Genomic DNA, 26,292 nt, shown 5'->3' with positions numbered 1-26,292 from the left:
CTTAAGTTAAGTTAAGTGTTTTCAATGTACGCTGCCGTATTTGCTTAAGTAATTCCGCATTTTCAACAAGTGACTCACCATAACTAGGTATTAGTTGTTTTAATTTATGTTGCCAGGCTTCGCTTTTCATCTGTTGGTTAAAGCAGCGTTCCAGTACGTCTATCATCGCTTGTACAGCTACTGAGGCTCCTGGTGATGCGCCCAACAATGCGGCAATTGAACCATCCTGAGCCGCCACAATTTCAGTGCCAAATTCGAGCTTTCCGCCTTTTTCATCACAGTTTTTTATGATTTGAACGCGCTTCCCGGCATCTTCTAAATGCCAGTCCGCATCAACCGCTTGCGGGTAAAACTGGCGCAGCGTAGAGACACGCGAGTGATGCTTTTGAGTTGCTTCACCAATCAAATAGCGTGTTAAATCCATATTATGGCGGCCTGCGCCAAATATAGATTTTAGATTCTTTGGCTTGACTGAATTAAATAAGTCTAAATATGACCCTTGTTTCAAAAATTTGGTGGTAAACCCTGCATAGGGTCCGAACAATAGGGCGGGTTTGCCGTTAATCATACGGGTATCCAAGTGCGGAACTGACATAGGAGGTGCGCCCAAAGCAGCTTTTCCATACACTTTTGAGTGATGGCGTTGGATAACCTCTGGATTGTTACAGACTAGCCACTGACCACTTACTGGAAATCCTCCATAGCCATGGCTTTCAGGCACGCCCGACTTTTGTAATAATTTTAATGCGCCGCCACCAGCACCTAAAAACACGAATCCAGCGTCTATTGTCCTGGTTTTTTTGGTGTTAACATCAGTCAAGCGCACATACCAACGACCATTGGCGTGTTGCTTCAGGCTTTTTACTTCTGTATTCAATGCGAGGTTATAGTTTTTTTTATTTTGTAAATCGCCAACCAAACTTTTTGTTAAAGCACCGAAATCTACATCGCTTCCATATTTCATGCGGGTAGCAGCTACCCTTTGGCTTTTGTCTCGGTTTTGCATAATGAGTGGCATCCATGCTTCAAGTGTCGCTATATCTTCACTAAATTCCATGTCTTGAAACAGATGGTGTGCTTTGAGTAAATCATAACGTTTGCGTAAAAATGCTACGTCTTCATCACCCCAAACAAAGCTTAAATGGGGGGTCTGATTGATGAAGTTTCTAGAAGTTGGCAGCTTGCCTTTTTCGATTAGGTAAGCCCAAAACTGCAATGACGCTTCAAATGACGCATTAATCGCTAAAGCGCGACTAATATTGATATTGCCATCTGCACTTAAAGGCGTGTAATTGAGTTCGCAATACCCTGCATGGCCAGTGCCCGCGTTATTCCATGCATCTGTGCTTTCTGCCGCGACATTAGGCAGACGTTCAACCATCAACATGCTGAGTGAGTCATCCAGCTCAGAAAGTAAAGAGGCTAGCGTAGCGCTCATGACACCGCCGCCAACTAATAGCACATCAACTTTATTTGCAGTTGTCATTAAATGATTGTCAATTTTTCTTTAAGTTGTAGTCAATAAAAAAGCCTGTTATAGACAGGCTTCAGCATTTTTAATGGGGTTTTAAGTGGTTGTAAATGCCAGCAATAACCTACCAAGCGGCAAATTTTACATTAAATAATATTGTTTTGGGAAATATTAATCGGCTTGTGAGCCTTTAGATTAAAGGCAGTTAGGATAAATATGATGGTGAAAAACGGTAAGTTGCAAATGCTAAAGTTTTTGTGTGTCAAAGTCACCGACTGTAGGATGGAACCGTACTAAAATCATTCAATTTTCTGTATGACAGACTTAAATAACTCTATTGAGTAATATTTGAATAAGTTGAATTGTCTTACAAATATTTGCTACTCATAGCCGTTTTTACTTTGGCAAAGGGTTTTGACTATGCTGATTAATTAGCTTAAGTTGTAGATCAACAAATTGTGACAACTCAGGGCTAAGTGTTGCATAGGATTGTGCCCGTGTGAAAGCTTCCTGGGCACTCTGTAATTTTCCAACAGCTTGCAGTGAAATGCCAAGCCCAACTAATGAACTCGTAGAGCTTGAGTTGATAGATAGGGCAGCGTTGTAATGATTAATCGCTTCTTCATGGCGATCGACACGTTGCAACATCGTCGCTAAAAAGCTTTGGTAATCTGCATTGCTGTTTCCGTAAGCTGCGCCTTGTTCTAAAGTATTTAATGCGCCTGAGCGGTCACCTGCTTCAACTTGTAATCGCGCTAGTGCTATGCGGAAGTTGCTTTGCTCTGGCGTAATGACCAAGCCAGCCGCGAGCGTTGTTCTTGCTTCATCGTTACGTTTATTGTCTAGCAATAGCCCTGCGAGTGTTTGCCTGGCATCTTGATTTGCTGGATTGGCTTCCAATGCCTGAGATAAATTTTCCTGCGCTTCAGCTACTCTACCTTGTTGAAGGTTAGCCAATGCCTGACGGTAGAAGTTACCGGATTTTTGTTCTTGGCTGATATGTTTGCCCGTAGATTTGTTATTAGTAGCTGATTGGGGTAAAACTTTAGGCGCTGCCGATAACTTTTCAGGCGCAATAAGGTTTATTGGTTCAACTAATTCATCTGGCTGTATCAATTCTGAAGGCTTTACCGATTCCGTCGGTTTTGTAAGAATACTATTATTTTGAAAATTGGCTAACTGTATATTAGCGACTATTTCTTTTTTATCTGAATTATTGTTATACATTTGAGCTGCGACGGGCGTGTGCTTGAGAGTAACTTCAAATAGCGGAGTTGATGCTGGATCGTCTACAACGGCATTAATCAACGTATTTCTTTCTGATTTTGTCCCTGATAATGCATTTTCACTGCCATTAGCTGATTGAGTTAAAGATGCTTTATTAATTAAGTCAGCGCTATGAGATTGCGCAGGAGTGCTTTGAACCCATAAATAGGTACCGCCGGCCAGTAACACCATGAGTCCGCTTATTTTCAAAAAGCTGGTGTTGAGTTTTCTGGATGTTAACGGGCTTGGATGAGGTTTAGTATCTGCGTCTAATCTGGATATAATAATCTTTTCCGCATCAGTAGACCCAGCACCACGCTGTTCCAGATCTTTCAACATTTGATTGATTAAACTCATTTTTTCAGTCTTTTTTATGTATTACTTGTTTATTTAAGTAAATATTATTTTGGAAAAGCTAAAAATGCGCTGCCACACACACTTAAAAATACAGATAAAGTGAAGCTATTCAGGCGCAATTTTCTCCAAGTAGATTCAATTGATCTGGTGTCGGTTATTGCCGCAAACACATCGGAAAATCCAACTTGATGCTTACCTTTTCCATAAGCTGCCAATAGCGATTTGTGCGCTAAAATATTGACCAAACGTGGTACGCCCTTAGATTTAAAATACAAGAGCGTCAAAGCCGCGCTGCTGAAAATACGGCTGCCCTGATAGCCGGCGATGATTAAACGATGGTTCAGGTAATATTGCATTTCGTCATGGCTTAGACGGTCTAGCTGATATTCAAACGTAATGCGTTGTTTTAACTGCCTAATCGAGGCATGGTTGAGCTTAACCTCAAGTTCAGGCTGACCAAAAATCACCACTTGCAGCAATTTGCGTTTTTCAGTTTCAAGGTTGCTGAGTAGTCGCAATGCCTCAAGTGTTTCAATCGGCATGGCTTGCACTTCGTCCAAACAAACAACGACCTTGATGTCATTGCGTGCAAAATCCAGTAAGCCATGCGTGAGCGCAGTCAAAAGTGCATGCTGGGTAACGTCTGTAGCTACTGTGATGCCTAATTCTTGCGCCAACGTCATTAACAAAGAATGCGGTTCTAAATAGGGGTTAGGCACATAGGCTACTTTAAAACTGGCATCCAGGCTGGACATCAGTTTTCGGCATAATAGTGTTTTACCAGTGCCAACTTCGCCGGTGATTTTGATAAAACCTTCCCCTGACAAAATGGCAAACAACAGCGTATTCAAGCCTTCTTGATAGCTATGTGAGGCAAAATAGAAGCTGGTATCAGGCGTAATGCTGAAAGGCGTTTCAGTTAAACCAAAGTGTTTGAGATACATCATTTATTCGCTCACTTTTTAGTCACTAACTATTCATTAACAGTTGAAGTTTGAGCAAAGCTGTCTTGTCTTTGCATATTTTCAATACGTTTCTGGCTGGATAAAACATCATTGCTCCAGCTATCCTGGCCTTGTACAACAGTGGCTTTAAGCAATATAACGAGTTCAGTTTTGCTGGTGGTTGAGCCTTTTTGACGGAAAGCTGCACCTACGCCTTTAATGTCGCCTAGCCCAGGCACTTTTGATTTGCTGCTGATGGTGCTTTCAGTCATCAAGCCGCCAATAGCGATTACGCGTCCGTGCTTCGTTCTTACGATGCTGTCGGTTTCACTCACATTGCTAGACGCTAGCGGCAGGTTGATTGCTCCAGCAGCGCCGCCTAAATTGAGTTGCTTGTTGACGGTAGTTACCTGGCTGATAGAAGGGTGCATGTGCAGGATAATGTTGTCGTCTTTATCGATTTGCGGCGTTACATCCAGCGCAATGCCGGAAAAGAAAGGCTGTAACGTGACTTCAGGCGATGTTGTGGTGGCGCCAGTGGAAGCGGTCGTGCTTGAAGAAATTCCCGTTACAAAGAACTCATCGGTACCCACTTTGAGCACTGCTTTTTGATTGTTAATGGTGGCAATGCGCGGGCTAGAGAGCACTTGTACATCACCTTGGGTTTCCAGGAATGATAACAAAGCTGCAAAATTTGCACCTTGTAATGCCACTGCAAATAATGGTCCACCCAGTGCAGTGGTGGCTGCGTTCGATAATACAGTACCAGCTGACGCGCCTAAATCGCCGCTCACTAATGGGCCGTTGCCGCTGCTTGCAAGCTGAGTATTCGCATTGATATTGCCAACAATGCCGGTATTGGAGCCGCTACTGCCGAATATAGACCAGTTCACGCCGCTTTGTGATTGGTCATTCAGTTGCACATTCAGAATTTTTGCTTCTAGAATCACCTGGCGCTCAATCGTTACTTGCATCAAGCGCAAGAAGGATTCGACATTGCGCACTTCATCTGGCATGGCGCGCACCATGATGACGCCAGATTGTAAATTAACGACTACGCGACGGCCATTTTCCGCGCCTACAATGCCATTGAGTGAATCTGTCAGATCTTTCCAAAAATCATTGTTGGATGAAGTGGCAATGCTGGTGCTGATAAGCGCCGCGCGGTTGCCAGAACTACCTACACTGGTGCTTGAAGAACTAGACCCTTCCTGACTAGATTGGCTATTACTGTTGCTGACTGAACCTGAAGTCACACGCGTGTCAGACGAGCCTTTGCGTTGCCCTACGATATAATTCACCTGAAACACGCGCGTTTGCATCGCTTGTGGTTCAATAAAAATACGTGTGCCTTCTACTTTGTATTCGTAACCATATAAATCTCGCAATGAATCAAGCGCTTCAAACACGGTGACGTCTTTTAAATTGACTGAAATCATGCCTGTTAAATCCTGGTGAACCAGCATGCTGTAACGTGTGCCGCTGACGATGCCCATTAACACCTGGCTTGCTGGGGCGTTGCTGATGACCAAATCAAAGCGTTGTTCCAGCTGTTTGGCAGAAGCTTTAGGCATCGCAATTTTCAAAGGCGGCAACAACGCATCGTTAATCGCCTTAGGGGTTGCGGGAGCTGGTTTTACTTCAGCAGCCTGCTTTAGCTCATCTTTTATTTTATTGAGTGTCGCGTGTTGTTGTGGCTCGGTAGTGGCGCAGCCAGCCAGCAACATTAAAATGAGTAATGGTGACAATTGCACAGGTAATTTTCGCATCATTTTTTCTCGATTACTTCATTCAGTATTTATTCGGTTTTTGGTCTTGTGCTGGTTTAATTTGGATTGCCGACTTAGTTTTCTTTATCTCGGCATAATCCATCGCCAGGGTTTGCGTCGTCATATCTGAATTGCGCAGTACAGCCTCGCGCTCATTGATTTTAATTAACGTAGCATTTTCATATTTACCACCAAGCATGACTTTTTTACCGTTAATAATTGCCGCACGATATTGCGAACCTAGCATCACAGATTGCAATACCGGACCAGTAGTCTGAGCATTTTCATTGGTGATCTCGCTTGATAATGAAGCAGGCGGTTGAGTAGGGTCTTTTAATGCCTCAGCCTGAACATCTTGCTCCATCATTAGAAGAAACATGCCACATGAAACACTCAGCAATAGTCTCAGTGGATTTTGTGTTGGGTGAGCTGAAGCTTTAGCTGTTTTCATATACTTAACCAGGTTTTATCTAAACTTAAGGTATAGACCGTGAGTTTTAAGCGATTTGAAGGCCATGTACTTGAAGGCCAGGAATTTGAAGAAGGCGATTCAGCGTTCAAAGCGGCTTTACTCCAAAGCACATGCCAAGGCATTTGTTCCAGTTCTGATACGTATGCAAGCAAGTCTAAATATCGGCCTTCTACGGTAATCTCTACGCCATGCTTGTATACCGGTGCATCCTGTTTGATTGGTGTGCTGGTTTGTGCAGTGGCTTCCGCTGCTGTTGATGCAGCAGGGTTGGTGTCGTCAGAAACGCTTTCCAGTAAGCCCTGAGTTGGTAAAGTATTGAGTGCGATGAGTTTTAGTTTGCCATTTTTTTTCAGTAAACTACGTAATAGCTCAGGCATTTTGTCCGGGCTTATCAGGGTTGTTTGTAAGCCGCTTAATTGTGTTTCCAGCAATTGCAATTGAGTCTGCAGCTCTGTAATCCGTTGTTTATTCTGTGCATCAGGGTCTATTACAGGTTGCTGTGCATATTGATTTATTTGTTGGGTTAAACCCTGAATCTGCGCCTGGTCAGTTGCAATCTCATTTTGGACTACTGTTTGACGCGCCAGCACCGGGCTTAGTAATAGCGTATTGATGGCGGCAAATACAAGCACGAATAATGCGCCAGAAACCATCCAGCGTTCACGTGTATTAAGCGCTTCAAATTTACTGCTTATTGTCAGCCATGACTGTTTCACAGTTTGCCTCCAGCCTCTGTGGCTATTGTTCTGGCGGCTGACTTTTCATCGGTAGACTGTAATGAGAATTCAATATATTTAGGTTCGTTATTTTGAATAACTGCTACCGGTGTACTGGTAGTTACAGGCATTGCAGATACGCCGTTTTTAATAATTGAAGCTGTCGCTATCGGTGCGATAGGTACTGGTGCAGCACTGGTAGCCGATGACTCTGTTTTAGGTAAGCTCATATTCAATGCGGCAAATAATTTACCTTTTAAGGCAGGTTCATTACCCAGGCGAGAAATGTATTCAGGTACAAGGTCACCTTGCAAAGTGCGGCCGTTGATATTAAGTTGTTCAGAACGACTATCAACACTAAAACTGGTGAGCCACAAACCATCAACACTTTGCTTGGCAAACGCGCGCATTAATGCCGCGTAACCTTTTTCAGGTGTCGCTGAGCTTTGCTTCACAGTTTGTAAAATTTGCTGTTGCATGGCTTCTTTATGTTCCAGTTGCGTAATTTGGTCTAACAATGCTTTGTTCATATCATGTGGCGTATGTAACAAAACTGTTTGTTGCAATGTTGCTTGGGTCGCTGTTAACTCTTCGGCAATCTGGCTACGCTGCGTGGTTAATAAAGACAATTGTTTTTGCGCATAGCTGTAATAACCCAACATCAACACCGATAAAAGTCCTAGCGTTATGGCTATATTATTACTATTCAAAAAATCCTTTTGCTTGATAAGAGAGGGATTTATCAGGTTAATCTGCTGACTCATGATGATTTTCCTTCACGCAATGCAGCGCCTAGCACGGGCAGCAGGCTGGCTTGCATGGCTAAATCGCCAATACTTGCTTGGTCTGCAAACTCAAAAACATCTGATAAATCAAAACGGTCTATTTGAATGTACAGATAGGTTTTTAAATATTCATAAAAATCTTCGCGTTCCATAAAGGGTGCCAAGACCAGGCGATTGATAGTAACGTAGGGAAATTGACGCTCAAAATTATCAAGTGAACGTTGAATCTCCAAAGATAAGCGCTCAAATGCACTAGATTTTTTTTCACTATCTATGCTTTGCATCTGCTTCGTATCTATTTCAATCTGCCTTGCATGATAAAGCTCTCCAGCAGAAGTGAAAGTCAGCAACCCACCATTACTGTTGATGGACAGCATGGCAAGCCCACGACCTTCCTGCTCTAAATAAGCGGCAACATTGCGCTGTGCAAGTTCTGGAATATCAATCACTTTAAGCCCAGCCCCTGAATACTCGATGAATCGCTTCATATAATCACTGATGAGTTCATTCCTGGCGGCAATCGCATACACATAAGACTGCCGATTTGAATTGTTGGGGTCTGCTGGAATGTCGATGACGTCAATCGTGGCATGCTCAACAGGGTAATCAATCATGTCTTTAAGCTTCCAGCTGATTGCCTGCTTTAGCTCATTGGCAGGTACATTCGGTTTTTCAATTTGAAATAACTGGTACTCATTTTTTGCGAGCAAAAGTGAGCAATTCAGGCTGGCCAACCTTAAATCTACAGTCATGGTTTTGATACCTGCATTGTTTTTTATGCTTTCTTGCCTGGCTCCGCTAAATGCAACGGTTGGTTTTGCATTTTGAATCACATGTGCAACGCAAGTGCCTTTTTCTGAGGCGCGAAGTGCAAACCAGCCAGGTGATTTTTTCTGTTTAAAAAGTCGCATAATAATGTCTCGGTTCTGTTGCTTTAAATATTCGTTAAAAATTTTCGCGCAGGTAAATAATCGGTGTTTTATAAATGCCGAATGTCGCGCGTGATACAGGATTATTACCAAACCACGAAATGCCTGCTGCTGTTGCAGTGCTTGCTGTAGCAGAAGTACAGGTGCTGCCGCTGGCACTGTTAAGGTTAAGTGTTAAATCCACACTGCCATTATTACCAGCGCCGGGCTTAGTGAGTCTTAAGTTTCTGGAAACACCATTCACGAATGCGCCAGTGCCGCTTGAGTAACCTAATTGCGTTTCACAAGCGGATAAGTTGTTTCGGTAATTGTCCATGGCAATGCTTGAAGCAGGAATAGATGTACAGCTATCCTGCTGGTTTCTGATATACGATGTGCCATTCCAGTACTGCGCTTCTACTGGTATAGGTAAGGGCAATAGTTCTGAGCCATAAGCATTCTTTAAACTGAGGCGGCCACTACGTATATTGGCTGTTCCTTCTGTGGTAGTTGACGCAACATTATCAAGATCAATGGCATGTAGTTTGATGGTTGCTGGTGCTGTTTTTGCTAAGCTAAAACTAAATGCTGGTGTCGCATTCGCTATCCCTGCTACAAATGCACTTGCCGCAACGGATGAAGGTGAAAGGCTACCAGCCACAGCATTTGCATCTGAAAGCGTGATGGTTTTGGAAAAACTACTTACACCATTGTAATTTTGTGTTCTGTCGCCACTTAGATTGCGTGCAGTGATTTGGGTGTTAAATGGTTGTGCAGAGTAAGTAAAGCCACCAGTGCTGCAACCTTGAGTCACTACCGTATCAAAATGGTCTGGAGTGAAACGTCCAAAATAGTTAGTTGCGGAGACGTTGCCGAAATTACATGCATATTTACCACCGCTAGTAGTGAAGCCGCTTGCACAATCACCCGCAGCAGAATCAATGGCTGTAAAAGTGTCGTCGTAAACACCATTGGCATTGAACCTGAAATAACCCACTTCGTCATAATTAAAAGCAGCACCGGTTGCAGTGCCTGCGCTTGCCACGCCAAAGCTTCCTGTAAATGAACCGGTTTGTATTGCACCACTATGTGCAGCAAGTTTGGATGTATCGATGCTAGGCGTGCCATTGTAGCCGGTTAAGCCTGTGGTGGCAGTGAGTGAGAAATTACTGCCAGCAGCTAACTTAGGGGTTGCTGTGGTGTTAGCGCCAGTTGCATCTGCATTTGCATTGATGGAGCTTACGGTGAAATCGGACGGGCGAATGGCAAAGTCATCAGAAGAGCATCCTTTGATGGTCGTGGTGGTGGTGTCGGTCACGCGGCAGCGCACGTCTCTGTAGGCGTTAGGCACGGTAAAGCTAATGCTCTTGCGCCCCTGTTCGGTAGGCTGGTTGGCTTTGGTGAATGTCAGGGCCTGACTGGTGACCGCCGGATTCAGCACCATCCGAGATGCACATACCGTAGCGCCTGAACCATCCACCAACTCCACTGTTACCGGTTTATCCGCATCCGAGGCGTAAGTGGTAGCAATGGTGCCATCCGCTTTGCGGGCCACTACATCAAAGTTGAAGGCCGTATTTGCCAGCTTGGTGTAGAGGCGACCTGTAGAGACGTTGGAATCGGCCGCCGTGTCCGCATTGGCGGTGGTTTCCACGCAGTTGAAGTCTGCCACGCAACTGACCACCGCGAACGCACAAGAGGTGGAGCCGCCAAAATTGCAGGTCGTAGCTCCGACCAATGCGGGGGTGGTGGTAGTGTTGAACGTGGTCGTACCTGGTGATGGAAATGTGATTGGCGTGACGTTGACCGTGCTGCTACCCGCCGGGATGGTGAACGCGCCCAGACTAGGTATGGAGACAGGGTTGCCGGAAGATGTGAGCGTACCGATGTTCGCACCTGAGGTATATGCTGTGTTTTGTGCTGCATCTGCCCAAGCTTTGATGGTGAAAGTGTGGTTGGCGCAATTGGTTCCATTTGCCGGTCCTTGGATTTCGTAGTGGTGTGGCGGCGGAATACAGGCGACATTGGCTACGGTCATGTTGCAATTAGCGTAGGCCGTCGTGCCTGCAACGTTAGTGCAGCGCAAAGCGCCCGCAGGCCTCACGGCTACACTACTCCCCAATGTGGCAGTTCCAGAACTGCCCGCAGCCCAAGTGAGATTGACCGTTTGCAAGGGTGCCGACGGTTGGATGTTGAAGCTCGGCGGACTAATGCTGACAGTGGTCACGCCGCTTACGGTCACTTGCGCGGTGATCAGCGAAGTCATGATGTTGGCTGCTGGACACGGCGACGTTGCTGACGAGCACGCCAGCGCTGTTACAGGCTCCGCACACAGCGTGGCGGCACCATCGTGACGAATTTCGTAGTGGTTCACTGGGGGCACTGGTGTGCAGGCGGTGGCGCTGGCATTCCAGGTGTACACAAATGATTGGTTGCTCAAAGCCGTGGTCTGATTGTTGGCAATGGTATTGCACAAACCGGCCCCGCTCTGCAGACCGATGCGCAGACTAGGGCTGGAGGCTATCGCTTGAATGTTGCCGTAGGAATAAACAATCTGACCAGTGGACCATAGCTGCACCTGCATGTTCACAAGAGTGCCCGCTGCGCCGTAGTAACCCACTTTCTTGAGTTGGATCACTAGCACCTGCGCGCCAGACACAGTCAGCACTTGGTGCTGGATGAAACTGGCATTGGCAGGTTGCAACGGGCTATTGGCATCAAGCACACCATTTGCACTGGCACTCTTCCATAAATCGGCCCAAAACGGCATGAGCGCTGCCTTAGCAGGGCTGCCAAAGGTTGTGGTCGGCAAGTCATTTGGTGAGTATGATATGCCACCCGTGCTACCAGTGCCAGCGGCCCCGGTCTCAAAGAAGATCACGCCGTTAGTGGACATGCTCCAATTGTTGTAGTTCGTGCCAGCAAAATTGAAGGTAAAACCAATGGGCATGACCGGTGACACGGCGTCGTCGCAAGTGTTGTAGGGGTTGGCCGTAGCCAATGTATTGCCGCAATTGCCGCCATACCATGCCACTTGGGGTGAGGTGGAAGCGATGGCCAGCTGGGGATATGCCGTGGTGATGGCGGCCGCGTAGCCAGCAGCTTGGGCGTTGGTTGTAGCATCCAGTGTGAGTAGCGTGCCCAGCAGCCATACGGCATTAGCAAGCGTAGCCTTAATTTTGCTACGCTTTATCAAGGCTACGCTTGCTAATACCAATTGGATAGAAGCCAGCGACAAAAACGACCTTAGCATGGCTTGCCAAACCTTGCTTCTAATACATTGATATGTAATGTTTCAGTGTTCAAACTGAATTCCTAGACTTTTTATAGCAGACTAGGCCATTATGCAATGATCAAAAGCAGGTTAAACCGCCAATCAAAAGCGGTTTTATGGCTTATTTATTAGTATTGTCATAATAATTTACGATGTCTAACCGCATTGATAGTTCGGCACTGCATCCGTGCCAAGACACTTACTTAGAGTAAGTTGCACTTGTCGCTCAATATAATTCAGCGCGCCTGCTGATCCAAAACTTGCTGTCGAGGTAATGTCGTACATGGCAATGGTGTGGTCTGAACCTTGTTCAAAATAATCTGCTGATCTGCTGCAAGTCACCGTCACAGAAAAGTTATCGATGCTAAATGTGCTTGGGCTGGCAGGGCAGTTTGCCAGTGCTGTGGTGCCTGGTGCTAATACTTGGTATGCCGCCCATTCAACGCCTGCACGCGCAGCTTGATAGGCTCTTGAACCTTGCACATCTTGTGTGGAAGTGCTTTGCTGAACGCTGGTGATGTTAAGCGCATACGCACCTAAGGCTGCTAATATTACCAATATGAATATAGCGGCAGGTAGCAAAAAGCCTTGTTGTTTAAATTGATTCATTTAAAAGCCCCCTGAATAACGTAGCGAGCGATGGAAAGGCAAGGCAAAAGCTGGCGAGAAACCGGAGTTTATGCGCTATAAATGAGGATTTTGAGCCAGCTTTTAACGCCGTTTTTACAAACGCAGTAGTGATGCAGGGGGCTTTCATGGCGAGTTCACCACATTGACCTGATGCATCAGCGTAACTTTAGCAACATCCTGCGTAAACCCTAGATAAATAGTAATGACGCCGCTTCTTTGTAAAATTCCCGGAACATAGTTAATCTGGCAGCTTGTTAAGTTGGTGGCCAGTTGTCTGACGGTCGCAAGACCATTGAGTACAGCTACACTGGCAGGCTGATTAGGCTGAATCGCATAGCCGCTATACATCAAAAGTAGACCATTTGTCATGTCGCAGGCATAGGTAACAGGCGTTGAAACAACAAAAAACCGGCTGGATGGTGATGCCTGAGGAAATACACCGCCACTAAAACTTAATACGCTAAGGTTTCCTGCCGTTTGTAGCGCGCGGCTATTGGTGCCTTCATACACATCAGAGCCCGGAATGCCCAAGTTGTAAATCACCAGTTTATCGCCAGCGGCAATATTTACAGAAGGTCCTAGTACATCAAAGGTATCTGCTGATAGAGAAAAATCCAAAGGATTGTCACCTGCCGCTATGCCAACTGCGGCGCGGTATCTGCCTGCAGATTTAACAGGTACAAATTCTATGAAACTATTTAAACCACTGGTAGTGGTTCTAACGCTGTTTGGCAAGGCGTTGCGAATGTCTCGTGCCATGCGACGTAACGCAGTATCGGCGCGATCAGTTAAATTTGCGCGATTTTCACTATCGATAAATGCCTGTGTCGGGTTGCGTATCAACAAAGCCGCGCCTGCCGCAAGAATCGCAACAATGGTGATGACGACTACCATTTCGACCAAAGTAAAACCAGTTGCATTAAATTTTGCTTTAGATATTGGGCGCATATCTCACCCGATAACCAGTTAACGTGACATCCGTATTTGCCGGTCCTGTAACCCGAACAGCTATTTGCAGTACTGCGCTTAATGGAAATGCAGCAAAAGGCGCTGCAGCTCCAACGCGGGTAATCGTCACGCTGGCAGCGTAAGCACCTAATCCTAACAACGGCGTGTTATCACCAGGGCTACAAATGCCGGCACAGTTAGCATCTGGCATGGTAAATCCGCCATAATCAGCCACATTATCCAAAGGATTGGTAGCACTATAACGGCTTTCTGAATTTGGAGTAGGGCTTGTCAGCGTCGCACCACCTTTATCTTGTGAAGAAGCTATGCCACCTGTACAGTCAGCCGTTGTGATAGCAGTCGCTGCGTTGGCATCATCAGGGTCGCACAAAGTAAATGGTTGTTGTTCGACTTCTAATAATAATGATTCAGCAATAGAAAGTGCCTGTTTTCGCACCAGTGGATCTGCGCTGCCTTTATTGGTAATCTCCAGCACTTTCAGCACGCCAATCAAGGCAACGCTGACTATTACCATAAACACGACAAGCTCTACCAATGTTACGCCAAGTTGATGCTTGGCTTGTGTCACGCCAAGTTGATACTTCACTTGTGTTACGTCAAGTCGGCGCCAGTTTTGCTGATTAACGCACATAACCAGTTTCCGCTTCAACGGTAATTGTGCGCGTAGATTCACTAGGCACTACCGCATTTTGAATGGTAAAAGTAGCTGTGGCATTGGGTATTGGCCTGCCTAGACCATCAAAGCCAATAGGCGAGGTTGATGCCCCTATGGTTACATTGTTAGAGAGTGTTTTGGAATAGGCCATTTGGATAGAAGGGTCAATCACAGCAGAGCTACAGTTACTGGTATAGCCTAAACACACAACACGTGTGGCAGTATTCACGTTAACGAATACATTTCTGCGTTGCGCAATAGCGGTTTTTTGCGCATAACGCAAGGCAGAAACCAAGGTGCCGTAACTGCCACGTGCATTGAATGCATCTACGCCAATAAAACGTGGCGCGGCGACAGCGGCAATAATGCCGGTAATCACCATCACGGAGACAAGCTCGACAATTGTGAATCCTAGATTTTTCCTAAAACCTAGATTTCCCCTAAAACCTAGTGCTTGTCTAATACCAAGTTCTCGCCGCATGTTGTGATGCCTATTTAAAATTAACTATCAAAAAGAGCGATTACTCTTTCTGACAATCAAGTATTAACAACCAGTCGTTGTAACTGTTACCAAACCTGTCGTGCCGTTGTAGCTTATCTGACAGGTTGCACTGGTGGCGAAGCTGCTTAGGCGGAAGGTCACTGCGGTTGCGGTTGCGTAGTCTGAAGTAACACCTTCAGCAAGGGTGAGACCTGTCATAGCGTTACCAATGCCTAGTAAAGCGCCTGTAGGAATACCCGTAGCGGCTGCGACGGCAACTGACGTGCCATCTACCATGTTGACCGTTGAAGCAGTTCCTCCGCTAGCAAAGTGCCTTGCTTGAACCACACCTACAGCAGAACGTAAGCCACCTGCAATACCATTTATACTAGCAATACGAGCATCATTAGTTAAGTTAATAAATCTCGGCAAAGCCGTAGCTGCCAAAATACCCAAAATCACAATTACTACGACTAACTCGACTAAGGTAAAGCCCGATTGGGTAGAACCAAATTGTTGACGTTTCATTTTAATTACTCCTTTAAAAAATATAAAAATTGAACTTCTGCACTTGTAATACTTATGTACTTATAAAACTTATGTTTACTAAACTTGCACTGACTTAAAAATTGCTGATTTAATTACCATCTGACTTTATTAATTTAGCGTCATTTATTGAAACTTCTGCGCCTTTTGGCAAAATTGGATTATCATTTCTTGTAGCAATATTCCCGGCTTGTAACAAATCAACAGCAGAACGAAAACCACCTTCTAATTTGTTGACTGTGGCAACTCGAGCATCATTGGTTAGGTCAATCAATCCCGGCAACGCACTGGCCGCAATGATTCCTAAAATCATCATGACTACAGTTAAATCAACTAAAGTAAAACCATATTGGGTTGAACCAAATTTAGTTAAACAAGACTGGGTAGAGCAAGTCTGTTGATGTTTCATTTCAATGGCCCCTTTAAAAAATTAAGACAGGACTTCAAAACTTAATAAATCTGTAAAAACTAACAGCCTGTAGTTATGGCTGGTGTAATCACAGGTGAGCTGTTAGCGACTGCCGGCTCTGTATAAGTAAATTGGCAGGTAGCTGGTGCTGGTGCGCCTTGTATCTGGAAGGTGGCAACTGTACCTGTAGCGGTGTAGTTATAGCCATCGCCATTCAGTTCAGCTAATGTCGGGTTGAATGATGTGGTTAAACCTGCGGCCGACAACAAACCTGCAGTGCCGATTGCGGTTACATCTGGGTAAGCAAAAACTATAGCAACTGTTCCAGCCTCGGTACAAACATTGGTGGTGTTATTGGCAATGCCACCACCGCCTGGACAGGCAGCAGTATCTGCCAGATTGTTTCTGGCAAGTACAGTGGCATGCACTAAGGCCGAAGAAGCGGCAACGCTACCTCTTGCTGCGTTAAGTTTGGCGATACGCGCGTCGCGTTGTAGATTTGTGAATCTTGGCAATGCAACGGCTGCCAAAATAGCAAGAATAAGAATCACCACAATCAATTCAATTAAGGTAAAACCTTTAGCATTTTTAATCTTTGCTTTTGTAAAGTTTGTATTTGTGAAATTTGAATAGTTAAATGCGGTAAAACTTTTAGTTGTGTTCAACATGGTGAGTCCTTTTTAAATCAAAAATGTTAAGAATCTTTAAATCAATCTACTGCTCTAACTTATTTTTTACTAAATCTATGTCTTTCACTAAATCCATACCGCCAATTGCCAGCAATGAAGCTTTGGTTTGCCCCGCAGTGCTGATGAACCTGTATTGCGTTTGGTGGCCATCATTAGCTATATAAATCAATCGTTTCTTTGTTGTATCAAAATACCAAATTTCTTTACCCGAACTTGGCGTCCCAGAACGTTCCCCTATGTAGTTCTGTGGCCTGGCTGTTACCAATAGCATAGGGTTGCTATCTTTTAATGCCTCAATATCAATCGGCTGATACGTTACATTCTTATGTACCCATGCCTCAGCCAACCCTAAGCGCAGATTGTTGAGCTCTGTTTTAACGATTTCCTGCTCAATTTCGCTTTGTGCTTCATTCAAGTAATGCAATAACAAGGTTGCCAGTATTCCAATCACACTCAGCGTGACGGCAAAGTCGAAACTACGAGCGCTCGGTGCATGTCTTGATTGCTTTGCATTCACGTTATTTCGATTGCCTTTACGTCATTAACCTTTGTGTAGTGCAACATTGCCTAAATCCCAAATCGGCAAGAATATACCCATCGCCAATATCAGTACCATCACACCTAAAAACACAATCAAAATCGGCTCAATCTGCGCGCCTAATGTTTTAATCTCATACTCAACATCACGCTGATACATGTCCGCTACTTCCTGCATCAAGTCATCCAGCGCGCCGGACTCTTCGCCAACAGCAATCATTTGCAACACAATCGGGTTAAATACACCGCTATTAGTCGCGGTGCGTAAAATACTTTCGCCGCGCTCAACACCTTCTCGCATTTGCTCAATTTTGCTCGCGATATAATCGTTATCGGCAGTTTGCGCCACTAACTTTAATCCGCTGGTAATCGGTACGCCGCTTTTGCTGGCTAAGGCAAAGCTGCGGGCAAAGCGTGACATGGTGGCCTTATGAATAATCTTGCCGGCAAGTGGCGTTTTTAATTTGAATCTATCCCATTTGAATTTACCAATACTGCTGGCAATGTAAGAACGAAATAGAAATACGGCGCCAATAATGCCTGCTAACAAATATGGCCATGCTGCAACCATGAAGTTAGAAAAACCTAATAAAATTCTGGTCATTAACGGTAATTCAGCACCAAAACTTTGAAACACTTTGGCAAACGCCGGAATCACAAATAGATTCACCACCACGATGGCAATGCCCATCGCAATGACTACAAAAGTAGGGTAACGCAGTGCGGATTTGATTTGATCGCGCATGAAGCGCTCAAACTCAAGATGATCGAATAAACGCAAAAATACCGTATCCAACATACCGGTGGTTTCACCCACGCGCACCATATTGATATAAAAACTAGAAAATACTTTCGGATGCTGCGATAGCGCAGCTGAAAGCTCACGTCCGCTTCCCAGGCTTTCGCGTATATTGCCAACCACGCTGGCAAAAGCTTTATTGTTAGTGGATGCCTGTAAGCCGTTAAGCGCATTCATGATAGGAATACCCGCTTTGAGCAGTGTGTACATCTGCCGGCTAAACAGCATCACATCTATCGTTTCGATTTTCTCTTCAAACAGATTAATCGAGTCATTTGAGGCTTTATTACCTGCACGTGCCTGAATCTCTATCGGTGTGATATTAAGATTAAATAATTGGCTGGCAAGTGTATTGCTGTCATGGCTTTCCAGTACACCTTGCACTAAAGCACCTTGATTGTCGCGACCTTTGTAAGAGAAAAATGGCATCTGGTTTTTCCTTGGCCTAATCTTCAAACTGGTTGCTGATGCGCATGGCTTCAGCAATCGTGGTGCGTTTTTCAATGACTAAATCTACTGCACTTTTACGCAGTGTTTTGCCCGCCATATGCTGACGCGCAAGCTTAATAAAATGGTTAGGGTCATGGTGACTGGCGCCGTCAATGAGTTCATTATTCATTTCAAGCAGTTCATAAACACCCATACGGCCCTGATAACCAGTGCCATTGCAAATGCTGCAGCCTTTGCCATGCACATAACGATGTTGGTCTACATTGTCGCCAAGTTCATGTTGCAGCCATGCGCGCTCGAATGGTTCTGGTGTGTAGGTTTCAGCACAACCTTCACAGACCAATCTCAGCAAACGCTGTGCGACAACCGCCAGAATGGACATGGCCACCATATAACGCGGCGCGCCCATATCTATCATGCGTATTGGGGTGCTAATGGCATCATTGGTGTGCAGTGTAGAAAGTACCAGGTGACCAGTCATTGCCGCTCTTAAGCCGATTTGTGCAGTTTCCTGGTCACGCATTTCACCTACCAGAATAATGTCAGGGTCTTGCCGTAAGGTAGAGCGCAGTACACGTGAAAAGCTCAAATCTATTTTGTCATTTACCTGTACCTGGTTAATACCATTTAAACGATATTCAACTGGGTCTTCAACCGTGATAATTTTGTTTGAAGTAGAATTGAGTTCGCTAAGTGCGGCATAAAGCGTGGTAGTTTTACCACTACCTGTTGGCCCTGTGACTAGCACCATGCCGCTAGGGCGATGAATCAGTTTACGGAAGCGTTCCAGCATGTCAGGCGGCATGCCGAGCTTTTCTAACGAGAAGCCGCTGCTATTTTGTATCAGTAAACGCATCACCACCGATTCACCATATTGTGTAGGCATTGATGAAATACGCACGTCAACAGGTTGCTGCTTGACTTTTACGGCAAATCGGCCATCCTGAGGTAGGCGTTTTTCTGAAATATCCAGGCCAGACATTAGCTTTAAGCGTAATGCTAAAGCTGATGCAATCTTTAAGTCAGCCTCGGTTTGTAAATGCATCACACCATCAATTCTGAAGCGAATATGCAGTTTGTGCTCTTGTGGTTCAATATGAATATCAGAGGCGCGCACTTGCACGGCATCTTCAAAAATCGTTTGCAGTAACTTAACGACAGGCGCTTCTTCGGCACTGCCGCCCATGCCTAGTGCGGCAAAATCAATGGCTGTATCGCCCAAATCTTGGCCTAGTTCTAAGGCTAGGTTTGATATTTCATCGGTACGACGGTAACTGCGGTCTATGAGCTGGAGTAGGGCGCCTTCTTGTATCACGGCAAGTTCTATGTCTTTATGCAATAGTCTTACCAGCTCGTCGTAAGCAAATAAATCGGTAGGATCTACCATGCCCACTAAATAGCTGTTGCCTTTATCGGCAAGTACTGCACAGCGTAAACGACGAGCTTGAGCTTCAGGTAGTTTGTTGATGATTTCAGGTTTAGTATTAAATAGTTGTAAGTCGATAAACGGTACTTTTAGCTGACGCGCCAAAGCCTCAGAAATCTGCAGTTCTGTTACATAGCCTTTGTCTACAAAAATACGCCCAAGCTTACGGCCAGTGCGTTTTTGCTCTTCAAGTGATTTATCTAAATCATCAGCGGTAATTAAATTTTGCTGAACTAGAATCTCACCCAGGCGAATCTTTTCAGGACGTGCCATTTAAACCTCATTAATATTCATACATGCTCAAATATAAACGGGCATGCGTTATTTCAATTGTTAGAATAAAGAGGGTTTTCGCCTTGAAATCTGAATTGTGGATTGATTACGGAATGTTTAAAGAGTGAAAACAGTGGTTTTTTGTCAGGGTGGCTGAAATCTATAAACACGTTAAAATGACATGAACATCAATACAGAGGCCGTATGAACCCGGAAGACTTACAACGATTGCTCACGATGGCAATGCCTTATGGCAAATACAAAGGCCGCATGATTGCAGACTTGCCAGGCCAATACCTCAATTGGTTTGCGCGTGAGGGTTTTCCTAAGGGTGAATTAGGGCGCTTGTTGGCGTTGATGCAAGAAATCGATCATAACGGTTTGTCACCACTACTTGATCCATTACGTAATAGCCGGAACTGAAAAGTCTTGTTAAAAACAATTAGTTTAAATTACCCGCTAAAGATTTTTCAAGGCTACTTCAAACTCATCTATAGGTAATGGCCTGCCAAATAAATAGCCTTGATAGTGTGTGCAGCCGTTGCTAAGCAATATCTGCTGCTGCTCTAACGTCTCTACGCCTTCAGCGATAACATTGAGGTTGAGCATATGCGCCATGGCGATGATGGTACGAATAATGACTTGGTCGCTGTTATCAATGGCAACATCACGCACAAATGACTGGTCTATTTTCAACTGGTACAAAGGCAGGCGTCTTAGGTATTGCAGTGAAGAATAGCCTGTACCAAAGTCATCTAATGAGAACATGATACCGATTTCTTTTAAGGTGTTCATGGTAGCAATCGTATCTTCAATATTTTCCAGCAATAGGGTTTCTGTTAATTCAAGCTTCAGCAGCGCTGGATTAATATCGTGGAATGCGATTGCTGCTTTTACGTTGCTTACAAAATCAGCTTGTCGGAATTGTTTAGCACTTACATTCACTGATACTGTCAGGTGGCGAGTTTGCTCATTCTGTTCCCACGCTTTGATTTGAGCACAAGCTGTTTCCAGCACCCATTGTCCAATCGGCAGAATCAAAGCGGTTTCTTCTACTACGGGCATAAACTCAAAAGGCGATATCAATCCGCGTTCAGGGTGTATCCAGCGGATTAAAGCTTCAACCCCGATAGCATGATGCAGAAAATCTACTTGAACCTGGTAATACAACTGGAATTGTTGTTGCTCAAGTGCTTTGCGTAAGTCATTTTCTAAAGAGACTCGCACCTGAATGGCTTGTTGCATGGCTGGATCGAAGAAGCGTAGGGTGCTACGGCCGGCTTTTTTAGCCTGATACATGGCAATATCTGCGTGTTTTAATAAATCCTCTTCTGAATAGGTATTGTTGCCGAAAAGCGTAATACCGATACTCACTGTACTGTGGTGTTCATACATTGCAAGTTGGTAAGGTTCATTGAGTGCAGCCAATATATTATTACCAATCATTTCAGCCTGTCTTGCTGCCTCTGTATCGTGGTGACTGAGTTCTTCCAGCATTACAACATATTCATCGCCACCTAAGCGTGAAACGGTATCACCTTCACGTACGCTGGACCTGAGGCGTTCGCCGACCTGTTTTAGTAACAAATCACCGACATCATGGCCCAGTGTGTCATTTAGCGATTTGAAGTGATCAAGATCGACGAATAAGACTGCACCTCTATGCCCAGAACGCGAACTTGCAGCCAGCGCATGGCTTAGCCGGTCTATCAGGAGTCTTCGATTTGGTAATCCGGTCAGTGCGTCGTAAAAAGCCATTTTTTCGATTTCTGCTGCTGCAATCCTGCTTTGGGTAATATCAGATAAAGTAGCTACAAAGTTCGTTACAGCGCCATCTTCACTTTGTACTGTTGTAATGGTGAGATATTCAAGATAGATTTCGCCGTCTTTGCGTTTGTTCCAAACTTCGCCTTGCCAAGAGCCATCCTGACTAATTTTATCCCACAATTTTTCATAAAAATTTGCAGTATGCAATCCTGAACTAAGTATGCGAGGGTTCTTGCCAATGACTTCTTCTGCGCTGTAGCCTGTGATTTTAGTAAACGCACGGTTCACTCTTAGTATGTCACGGTTCATGTCGGTAATCATGATGCCTTCTTGAGACTCAAAAGCCGTCGCGGCAATACGTAGTTCAATTTCTGCAATTTTCCGCTCAGTAATGTCTTCGTAAATACCTAATATCCCCATCGGTTCATTATTCTGATTTTTAAGCGGAATTTTTGAAGTGCGTAACCAAATGGTTTTACCACTCGATGTTGTCTGTGGTTCATCGAAGTAGAGCTTGGCTTTGCCAGATTCAATCACAGCAAGGTCATTGGTGCGATAAAGTTCAGCTTGATTTGCCCAGCCCATTTCATAATCATCTTTGCCGATGACCTCTTCTGGAGAGGCCATTCCTGCATCTTTGGCAAATACTGGGTTGCAACCCAAATACCGTAAGTTTGTATCTTTCCAGAATATGCGCATTGGCGCTGTATCAATCACAGATTTAAGTAAACTGTGCGATGCTGAAGTAGCATCTTCTGCCAGTTTTATTTCCGTGACATCTACAAAGACCCAAAGTGATTCACCCGTTTCCTTATTGAGAATCGAGCCGCTTACATCCAGCCAAATGCATTGGCCATCCTTACGCATAAATGCAAGCTGCTTACGCACAATATCTGTTTCTGAGATGTTTGCGTAATCTACGCCTATTGATAGATAGTCGGCTTCGTTAATATAGAACTGCCGGGTAGGCATATCAACCAACTCTTTTTTGCTATAGCCCGTCATCATTTCATACGCCAGGTTAGCCCAGGTTACTTTTCTATCGCGTGCGGTAACAATGCCCACCAGGCGGTTGTCTAGTATCGCATTTTGTTCTGCTACCAGTTTTTCAATGCGCTGCGCTGCAAGTTTGCGTTCAGTAATGTCACGGGTGACGCCTAATAGTATTTTTTTGCCATTGTCAATAATTGGTACAGCGTGCGTTTCCAGCCAGCGTCTGGCACCTTTCAGGCCTATCACCTCAAATTCCAATTGCATCGTTTCGCCTGCAATCACACGTTTATGCAAGTCTTTAAAGGCTGGTTGATATTCTGGCGCGATAAAGTTTAACAATGGAACGCTGGTAGCTTGCTCTAATGAGTCTGCCTCTAGCATTGCCAGCCCAGCAGGGTTCATTTGTTTAAGATAACCTCTGGCATCTACCACTTTAATGCACTCTGGTTCATTATCAATGATAGAGCGCAAGTAGGCTTCACTACGTATAAGCTTATCTTCGGCGAGTTTAAGCTGGGTGACATCAATCAGCGTAATTCTTAATATTGGCAGGTCGTTTTCGCCATGCATGCGCAGGCAGTTCAGGCTGGCATTGAATATTGATCCATTTTGCTGATTAAACTTGATGTCGAAACTGAGTTCTTCACCTTCAACGAGGTCTTTTAAATTGGCAAAAGTTCGTTGCCAGCGACCTTTATCTTCTTCAGCAACAAATTCTGCCAAGCGATGATGATTGAGTTCTTTGCGCGACAAACCAAACAGTGCTGTGATTTTCCAGTTCACTTCGGTGATCATGCCGTGCTTGCTGAGCGACAAGTAACCGATAGGTGCAAACTCATAAAGGTCTTGATATCGGTCACGCGACTCCTCTAGTGCTATTTGCGTTTTCTTTATCTTTTCTTCTGCAAGTTTTCGCTCGGTAATGTCCTGAGCAATACCCCGCATCATGACTGGTTTTCCATTAGTATCGCGTTCAATTTGACCGGTAGAACGCATCCAATGGATACTGCCGTTGGCATTAACAGCTCGGTACTCCACCTCATATTTTGTACCGTGCTCAATATGAGATTGTGTAGCATCAATGACTCGCTGGCAATCTTCAGGGTGTACTAATCTTAAAAAGTCTTCCCATGTTGGATTACTTATCGCTGGAAATCCAAGTAAAGCAATACAGTTTTCTGACCAATACTGCTTGTTGTTGACTAAATCAGCCTCCCAAGTGCCTATGCCGCCACCTGTTTGACTCAAGCGTAAATGCGCTTCGCTTTCTTGCAAGGCTTTCTGAGCCACCTTATTTTCAGTTCTACGCTGATAGATTAAATACAGGGCGATACCCAGAAAGGTGATTAAAATTGGCAGCAGATAATTAAGCACATCAAGCAAAGTGACTTCTTTAACTTCATATACACCAAACCATTTTTCATATAAATCATCATAAGTACCATTTGATTTAGTCATGGCCAGTGCTTCATTGATTTTGCTGAATAACTCGAAATGGCCTTCACGCACAGCAAATGCAAACTTTTGCTTATATCCTGCATTTGTTTTTAAGACATTAATGTTTTGTAATTTAAGCGCTTGCAATGTTTGCAAACCTGCAAGCTTATTGATTAGCATGACATCATGCTTGCCAGAGGCTAATAAACGCAATCCCTCAGCTGCAGTGCTTACCATTATTAGTTGCTTGCCCCAGCCTTTAGATACAGCATAATCGTGTGCTAAATCAGATTTGATGACAATGATGGATTTCCCAGAAAAATCGGCTTCTGAATTAATGCGGGTCTCGCCATGCCGTACAAAAATACCACCGTGGATAATCGCATGCGGAACAGTGAAATCAGCGAAATAATGCCGTTCTTTTGAGATTGCCAGGTTAATTAATATGTCGACATCGCCTTCTTTAAACTCTTGCAAAAGCGCATTAAAAGGCAATACGCGGATGGTGTATTTTAAGCCAGCTTCTGCTGCTACGGCTTTCCATAAATCAACAGTAAACCCGCCCGCAGTTTCATCCGTCATACCTGTAGCAAAAGGCGGGTAGTGTTGCTCACTACCTACAACTAGTGTGTCTTTTTCAGCTTGAATTGTGGGGGTAGGGTATTGTTCTGTATCACTAGTTACTAGCGCCTGCGCCCCGCCGCTTGTGAATAATAGAAGCGAAAATGCCACCACGAAACCGTTTAAGTTTTTAACAATGGACTTACAAGCAATAATGGTTAGCGAAATTGACATTAAGTATATTTAAATTTTTTCTTGTGTTTTAGGAAACGAATGATGGTTGTTGATGAATGTAAAATAATCTCGATATTACAATATAATGGTTTGTATTCAATAGTTGAAGTAGCAGGCTTTATAGCCATTCCAATTGAGTTTGATGCAATTCCAAATAACATTGACAGTTACTAATATGTAGATGCTGAAATGATAAGAATCAAAACTACAATCTGTTACACTTTAAGTTTGCATCTGAATGCTGCCAAGATTTATTTTATCTCATTGAATTATATAGGTTTAGTTTAATTATTAATTAGTATAAATCTTAACAATGGCCCTATCGGGCCATTGTTAATTCAACCGTCAATTCATACAATCAACTCACGAATATATTATTGTTCATTGAATTGATAGGTGGGAAGTATGTTGAATAAAATGGTGCTACTAATGTTAGTTGGTATGGTTACAGTAACTGCAGTTCCAGCTTTAGCAGCTACTCACGATGAAGCAGCTAAACCGCTCACTGCTGTAAATGTTGTTGCTAACCAGAATGTTAAAATTCAAGTTGCTCATGTAGCAAGTGAGGCGAATCAGTATAATTCAGGTTCAGTGCAAACGAGTACAACGGCACCCCCAACGGGATGGTTGCTAGGCTTGGCGTTGCTTGGTTTTGTAATGCTGTCAAATCGCTCGGGTGTTTGATTGTAGAAAATGTAATTTATAAAAAATACTTTTCGTATTTGAAGTTGTATAGGACATTAATTTAGTCTTTAAAAGTGAAAACTTTCTTCTTGCATTATTCATTGTGATATTCTTCTTAGCGTTAAATCTTTAAATGTCATTTCCAGAAAGAGAAAATAATTATGAAAATTAAAACACTTTTATGGTTGATTATCGGTCAACTGTTTCTTACGTCAATTTCAATAGCGAATGCTGATAGTTCGCAAAGCTACAGGCTTCGCCAAGGGGATTTGGTTCAAGTGTCAGTTTGGGGTGAAGACAAGCTGCAAAAAGAAAGCCTTGTCTTGCCAGATGGAAGCATTACCTATCCTCTCGCTGGTAGGGTAGAGATTGTTGGTTTGACCTCGACAGAAGCTGAAAAGAAAATTGCTGAAAAATTAAAACCGTACCTTCCTGATCCGCAGGTTTCAGTAGTTATTGCTAACATTGCTGGCAATCAAGCGCATGTGCTGGGTAAAGTATTGAAGCCAGGTCAAGTTTTAATGACGGGGCCAATGACAGTGCTGGATGCGCTAAGCATCGCTGGCGGATTGGATAAATTTGCTGATAAAAACGGCATTAAAGTGATACGTAAAACCCCGCAAGGTCAAAAAGCTATTCCAATTTACTATGATCAACTTATTCGCGGCGAACGTTTAGAAAGTAACATCACGCTAAATCCTGGCGATACTATCGTAGTGCCTTAATAACCGCGCCATAATTTGGTTCTTGAAATACCTGAATATTAGGTATAATGCAAAAGAATTTATAT

The 26,292-nt window shown here is 44.1% G+C and carries 23 protein-coding genes; 3 read left to right on the top strand and 20 right to left on the bottom strand.

The features are described from left to right. Nucleotide 1 precedes the first annotated feature (1 nt). From mqo to Q8J82_RS06400, 19 genes are all read right to left on the bottom strand, one after another. Nucleotides 2-1,486 carry a malate dehydrogenase (quinone) gene (gene mqo, locus Q8J82_RS06490; protein ID WP_305327979.1) on the bottom strand — a complete coding sequence of 495 codons (1,485 nt, stop codon included), beginning with the start codon at nucleotides 1,484-1,486 and terminating at the stop codon, nucleotides 2-4. Nucleotides 1,487-1,867: 381 nt separating this feature from the next. Beyond that, the gene (locus tag Q8J82_RS06485; RefSeq protein WP_305327978.1) at nucleotides 1,868-3,094 is read right to left on the bottom strand and encodes a tetratricopeptide repeat protein; all 1,227 of its coding nucleotides are present in this window, start codon (nucleotides 3,092-3,094) and stop codon (nucleotides 1,868-1,870) included. 44 nt (nucleotides 3,095-3,138) lie between these two features. After that, complete coding sequence (locus tag Q8J82_RS06480) at nucleotides 3,139-4,038, bottom strand: ExeA family protein (RefSeq protein WP_304889922.1); 900 nt, start codon at nucleotides 4,036-4,038, stop codon at nucleotides 3,139-3,141. Between the two features lie 29 nt (nucleotides 4,039-4,067). Next, nucleotides 4,068-5,807, bottom strand: coding sequence for a pilus (MSHA type) biogenesis protein MshL (gene mshL / locus Q8J82_RS06475; RefSeq protein WP_305327999.1), 1,740 nt, complete (start codon nucleotides 5,805-5,807; stop codon nucleotides 4,068-4,070). Nucleotides 5,808-5,829: 22 nt separating this feature from the next. Next, the gene (locus tag Q8J82_RS06470) at nucleotides 5,830-6,258 is read right to left on the bottom strand and encodes a hypothetical protein (RefSeq protein ID WP_305327977.1); all 429 of its coding nucleotides are present in this window, start codon (nucleotides 6,256-6,258) and stop codon (nucleotides 5,830-5,832) included. Continuing rightward, nucleotides 6,255-6,995 (bottom strand): MSHA biogenesis protein MshJ, encoded by a 741-nt coding sequence (locus Q8J82_RS06465; RefSeq protein WP_305327976.1) that lies wholly within the window; start codon nucleotides 6,993-6,995, stop codon nucleotides 6,255-6,257. The genes Q8J82_RS06470 and Q8J82_RS06465 overlap by 4 nt, the downstream gene beginning before the upstream one ends. Beyond that, nucleotides 6,992-7,759, bottom strand: a complete 768-nt coding sequence (locus tag Q8J82_RS06460; protein WP_305327975.1) for a PilN domain-containing protein — start codon at nucleotides 7,757-7,759, stop codon at nucleotides 6,992-6,994. The genes Q8J82_RS06465 and Q8J82_RS06460 overlap by 4 nt, the downstream gene beginning before the upstream one ends. Then, nucleotides 7,756-8,691, bottom strand: coding sequence for a type IV pilus biogenesis protein PilM (pilM, locus tag Q8J82_RS06455; RefSeq protein ID WP_305327317.1), 936 nt, complete (start codon nucleotides 8,689-8,691; stop codon nucleotides 7,756-7,758). The genes Q8J82_RS06460 and pilM overlap by 4 nt, the downstream gene beginning before the upstream one ends. 34 nt (nucleotides 8,692-8,725) lie before the next feature. Next, complete coding sequence (locus Q8J82_RS06450; RefSeq protein WP_304889919.1) at nucleotides 8,726-11,941, bottom strand: DUF6701 domain-containing protein; 3,216 nt, start codon at nucleotides 11,939-11,941, stop codon at nucleotides 8,726-8,728. 177 nt (nucleotides 11,942-12,118) lie between these two features. Further along, nucleotides 12,119-12,571: a hypothetical protein gene (locus Q8J82_RS06445; protein WP_304889920.1), complete on the bottom strand. Its 453-nt coding sequence runs from the start codon at nucleotides 12,569-12,571 to the stop codon at nucleotides 12,119-12,121. A gap of 144 nt (nucleotides 12,572-12,715) precedes the next feature. Then, a complete protein-coding gene (locus Q8J82_RS06440) occupies nucleotides 12,716-13,540 on the bottom strand; it encodes a prepilin-type N-terminal cleavage/methylation domain-containing protein (RefSeq protein ID WP_305327316.1) in 825 nt (274 codons plus the stop codon). Beyond that, nucleotides 13,524-14,192 carry a type II secretion system protein gene (locus Q8J82_RS06435; protein ID WP_305327315.1) on the bottom strand — a complete coding sequence of 223 codons (669 nt, stop codon included), beginning with the start codon at nucleotides 14,190-14,192 and terminating at the stop codon, nucleotides 13,524-13,526. The genes Q8J82_RS06440 and Q8J82_RS06435 overlap by 17 nt, the downstream gene beginning before the upstream one ends. Continuing rightward, nucleotides 14,182-14,697: a GspH/FimT family pseudopilin gene (locus tag Q8J82_RS06430; RefSeq protein WP_305327314.1), complete on the bottom strand. Its 516-nt coding sequence runs from the start codon at nucleotides 14,695-14,697 to the stop codon at nucleotides 14,182-14,184. Before Q8J82_RS06430 ends, Q8J82_RS06435 begins: the two co-directional genes overlap by 11 nt. A 63-nt stretch (nucleotides 14,698-14,760) precedes the next feature. Then, the gene (locus Q8J82_RS06425) at nucleotides 14,761-15,225 is read right to left on the bottom strand and encodes a prepilin-type N-terminal cleavage/methylation domain-containing protein (protein WP_304891610.1); all 465 of its coding nucleotides are present in this window, start codon (nucleotides 15,223-15,225) and stop codon (nucleotides 14,761-14,763) included. Between the two features lie 109 nt (nucleotides 15,226-15,334). After that, nucleotides 15,335-15,652, bottom strand: coding sequence for a Tfp pilus assembly protein FimT/FimU (locus tag Q8J82_RS06420; RefSeq protein WP_304891611.1), 318 nt, complete (start codon nucleotides 15,650-15,652; stop codon nucleotides 15,335-15,337). Between the two features lie 59 nt (nucleotides 15,653-15,711). Then, nucleotides 15,712-16,320: a type II secretion system protein gene (locus tag Q8J82_RS06415; RefSeq protein ID WP_370653572.1), complete on the bottom strand. Its 609-nt coding sequence runs from the start codon at nucleotides 16,318-16,320 to the stop codon at nucleotides 15,712-15,714. A gap of 46 nt (nucleotides 16,321-16,366) precedes the next feature. Further along, nucleotides 16,367-16,858, bottom strand: a complete 492-nt coding sequence (locus Q8J82_RS06410; RefSeq protein WP_304891612.1) for a hypothetical protein — start codon at nucleotides 16,856-16,858, stop codon at nucleotides 16,367-16,369. A 24-nt stretch (nucleotides 16,859-16,882) separates the two neighbouring features. Further along, the gene (locus Q8J82_RS06405; RefSeq protein WP_305327974.1) at nucleotides 16,883-18,106 is read right to left on the bottom strand and encodes a type II secretion system F family protein; all 1,224 of its coding nucleotides are present in this window, start codon (nucleotides 18,104-18,106) and stop codon (nucleotides 16,883-16,885) included. A 16-nt stretch (nucleotides 18,107-18,122) separates the two neighbouring features. Next, nucleotides 18,123-19,826, bottom strand: a complete 1,704-nt coding sequence (locus Q8J82_RS06400) for a GspE/PulE family protein (protein WP_305327313.1) — start codon at nucleotides 19,824-19,826, stop codon at nucleotides 18,123-18,125. Nucleotides 19,827-20,030: 204 nt separating this feature from the next. Between Q8J82_RS06400 and Q8J82_RS06395 the strand changes: the two genes are divergently transcribed. Beyond that, entirely contained in the window at nucleotides 20,031-20,249 is a 219-nt protein-coding gene (locus tag Q8J82_RS06395; protein ID WP_304892138.1) for a DUF3820 family protein, read from the top strand. A 36-nt stretch (nucleotides 20,250-20,285) separates the two neighbouring features. Here Q8J82_RS06395 and Q8J82_RS06390 read toward each other — a convergent pair whose 3' ends face one another. Continuing rightward, entirely contained in the window at nucleotides 20,286-24,818 is a 4,533-nt protein-coding gene (locus tag Q8J82_RS06390) for a PAS domain S-box protein (protein WP_305327973.1), read from the bottom strand. A gap of 405 nt (nucleotides 24,819-25,223) precedes the next feature. On the opposite strand from Q8J82_RS06390, the gene Q8J82_RS06385 reads away from it, so the two are divergent. Beyond that, a complete protein-coding gene (locus Q8J82_RS06385) occupies nucleotides 25,224-25,502 on the top strand; it encodes a hypothetical protein (RefSeq protein ID WP_304890885.1) in 279 nt (92 codons plus the stop codon). 161 nt (nucleotides 25,503-25,663) lie between these two features. Continuing rightward, nucleotides 25,664-26,227, top strand: a complete 564-nt coding sequence (locus Q8J82_RS06380) for a polysaccharide biosynthesis/export family protein (RefSeq protein ID WP_304890884.1) — start codon at nucleotides 25,664-25,666, stop codon at nucleotides 26,225-26,227. The last annotated feature ends 65 nt before the right edge of the window (nucleotides 26,228-26,292 follow it).

The organism is Methylotenera sp. (assembly GCF_030684185.1).
GTDB lineage: Bacteria > Pseudomonadota > Gammaproteobacteria > Burkholderiales > Methylophilaceae > Methylotenera.
Note: the sequence above shows the minus strand (reverse complement) of the source record. Positions and strands in the feature narration are given on the sequence as shown.

Bases quoted from the DNA above. Each gene is read 5' to 3' on its own strand.
- Q8J82_RS06415 (WP_370653572.1), bottom strand. From the start codon at position 16,320: ATGTTGAACACAACTAAAAGTTTTACCGCATTTAACTATTCAAATTTC.
- Q8J82_RS06450 (WP_304889919.1), bottom strand. From the start codon at position 11,941: ATGCTAAGGTCGTTTTTGTCGCTGGCTTCTATCCAATTGGTATTAGCA.
- Q8J82_RS06485 (WP_305327978.1), bottom strand. From the start codon at position 3,094: ATGAGTTTAATCAATCAAATGTTGAAAGATCTGGAACAGCGTGGTGCT.
- Q8J82_RS06385 (WP_304890885.1), top strand. From the start codon at position 25,224: ATGTTGAATAAAATGGTGCTACTAATGTTAGTTGGTATGGTTACAGTA.
- Q8J82_RS06400 (WP_305327313.1), bottom strand. From the start codon at position 19,826: ATGGCACGTCCTGAAAAGATTCGCCTGGGTGAGATTCTAGTTCAGCAA.
- Q8J82_RS06470 (WP_305327977.1), bottom strand. From the start codon at position 6,258: ATGAAAACAGCTAAAGCTTCAGCTCACCCAACACAAAATCCACTGAGA.
- Q8J82_RS06425 (WP_304891610.1), bottom strand. From the start codon at position 15,225: ATGAAACGTCAACAATTTGGTTCTACCCAATCGGGCTTTACCTTAGTC.
- mqo (WP_305327979.1), bottom strand. From the start codon at position 1,486: ATGACAACTGCAAATAAAGTTGATGTGCTATTAGTTGGCGGCGGTGTC.
- pilM (WP_305327317.1), bottom strand. From the start codon at position 8,691: ATGCGACTTTTTAAACAGAAAAAATCACCTGGCTGGTTTGCACTTCGC.
- Q8J82_RS06430 (WP_305327314.1), bottom strand. From the start codon at position 14,697: ATGCGGCGAGAACTTGGTATTAGACAAGCACTAGGTTTTAGGGGAAAT.
- Q8J82_RS06440 (WP_305327316.1), bottom strand. From the start codon at position 13,540: ATGCGCCCAATATCTAAAGCAAAATTTAATGCAACTGGTTTTACTTTG.
- Q8J82_RS06380 (WP_304890884.1), top strand. From the start codon at position 25,664: ATGAAAATTAAAACACTTTTATGGTTGATTATCGGTCAACTGTTTCTT.
- Q8J82_RS06445 (WP_304889920.1), bottom strand. From the start codon at position 12,571: ATGAATCAATTTAAACAACAAGGCTTTTTGCTACCTGCCGCTATATTC.
- Q8J82_RS06405 (WP_305327974.1), bottom strand. From the start codon at position 18,106: ATGCCATTTTTCTCTTACAAAGGTCGCGACAATCAAGGTGCTTTAGTG.
- mshL (WP_305327999.1), bottom strand. From the start codon at position 5,807: ATGCGAAAATTACCTGTGCAATTGTCACCATTACTCATTTTAATGTTG.
- Q8J82_RS06390 (WP_305327973.1), bottom strand. From the start codon at position 24,818: ATGTCAATTTCGCTAACCATTATTGCTTGTAAGTCCATTGTTAAAAAC.
- Q8J82_RS06460 (WP_305327975.1), bottom strand. From the start codon at position 7,759: ATGAGTCAGCAGATTAACCTGATAAATCCCTCTCTTATCAAGCAAAAG.
- Q8J82_RS06435 (WP_305327315.1), bottom strand. From the start codon at position 14,192: ATGTGCGTTAATCAGCAAAACTGGCGCCGACTTGACGTAACACAAGTG.
- Q8J82_RS06420 (WP_304891611.1), bottom strand. From the start codon at position 15,652: ATGAAACATCAACAGACTTGCTCTACCCAGTCTTGTTTAACTAAATTT.
- Q8J82_RS06480 (WP_304889922.1), bottom strand. From the start codon at position 4,038: ATGTATCTCAAACACTTTGGTTTAACTGAAACGCCTTTCAGCATTACG.
- Q8J82_RS06395 (WP_304892138.1), top strand. From the start codon at position 20,031: ATGAACCCGGAAGACTTACAACGATTGCTCACGATGGCAATGCCTTAT.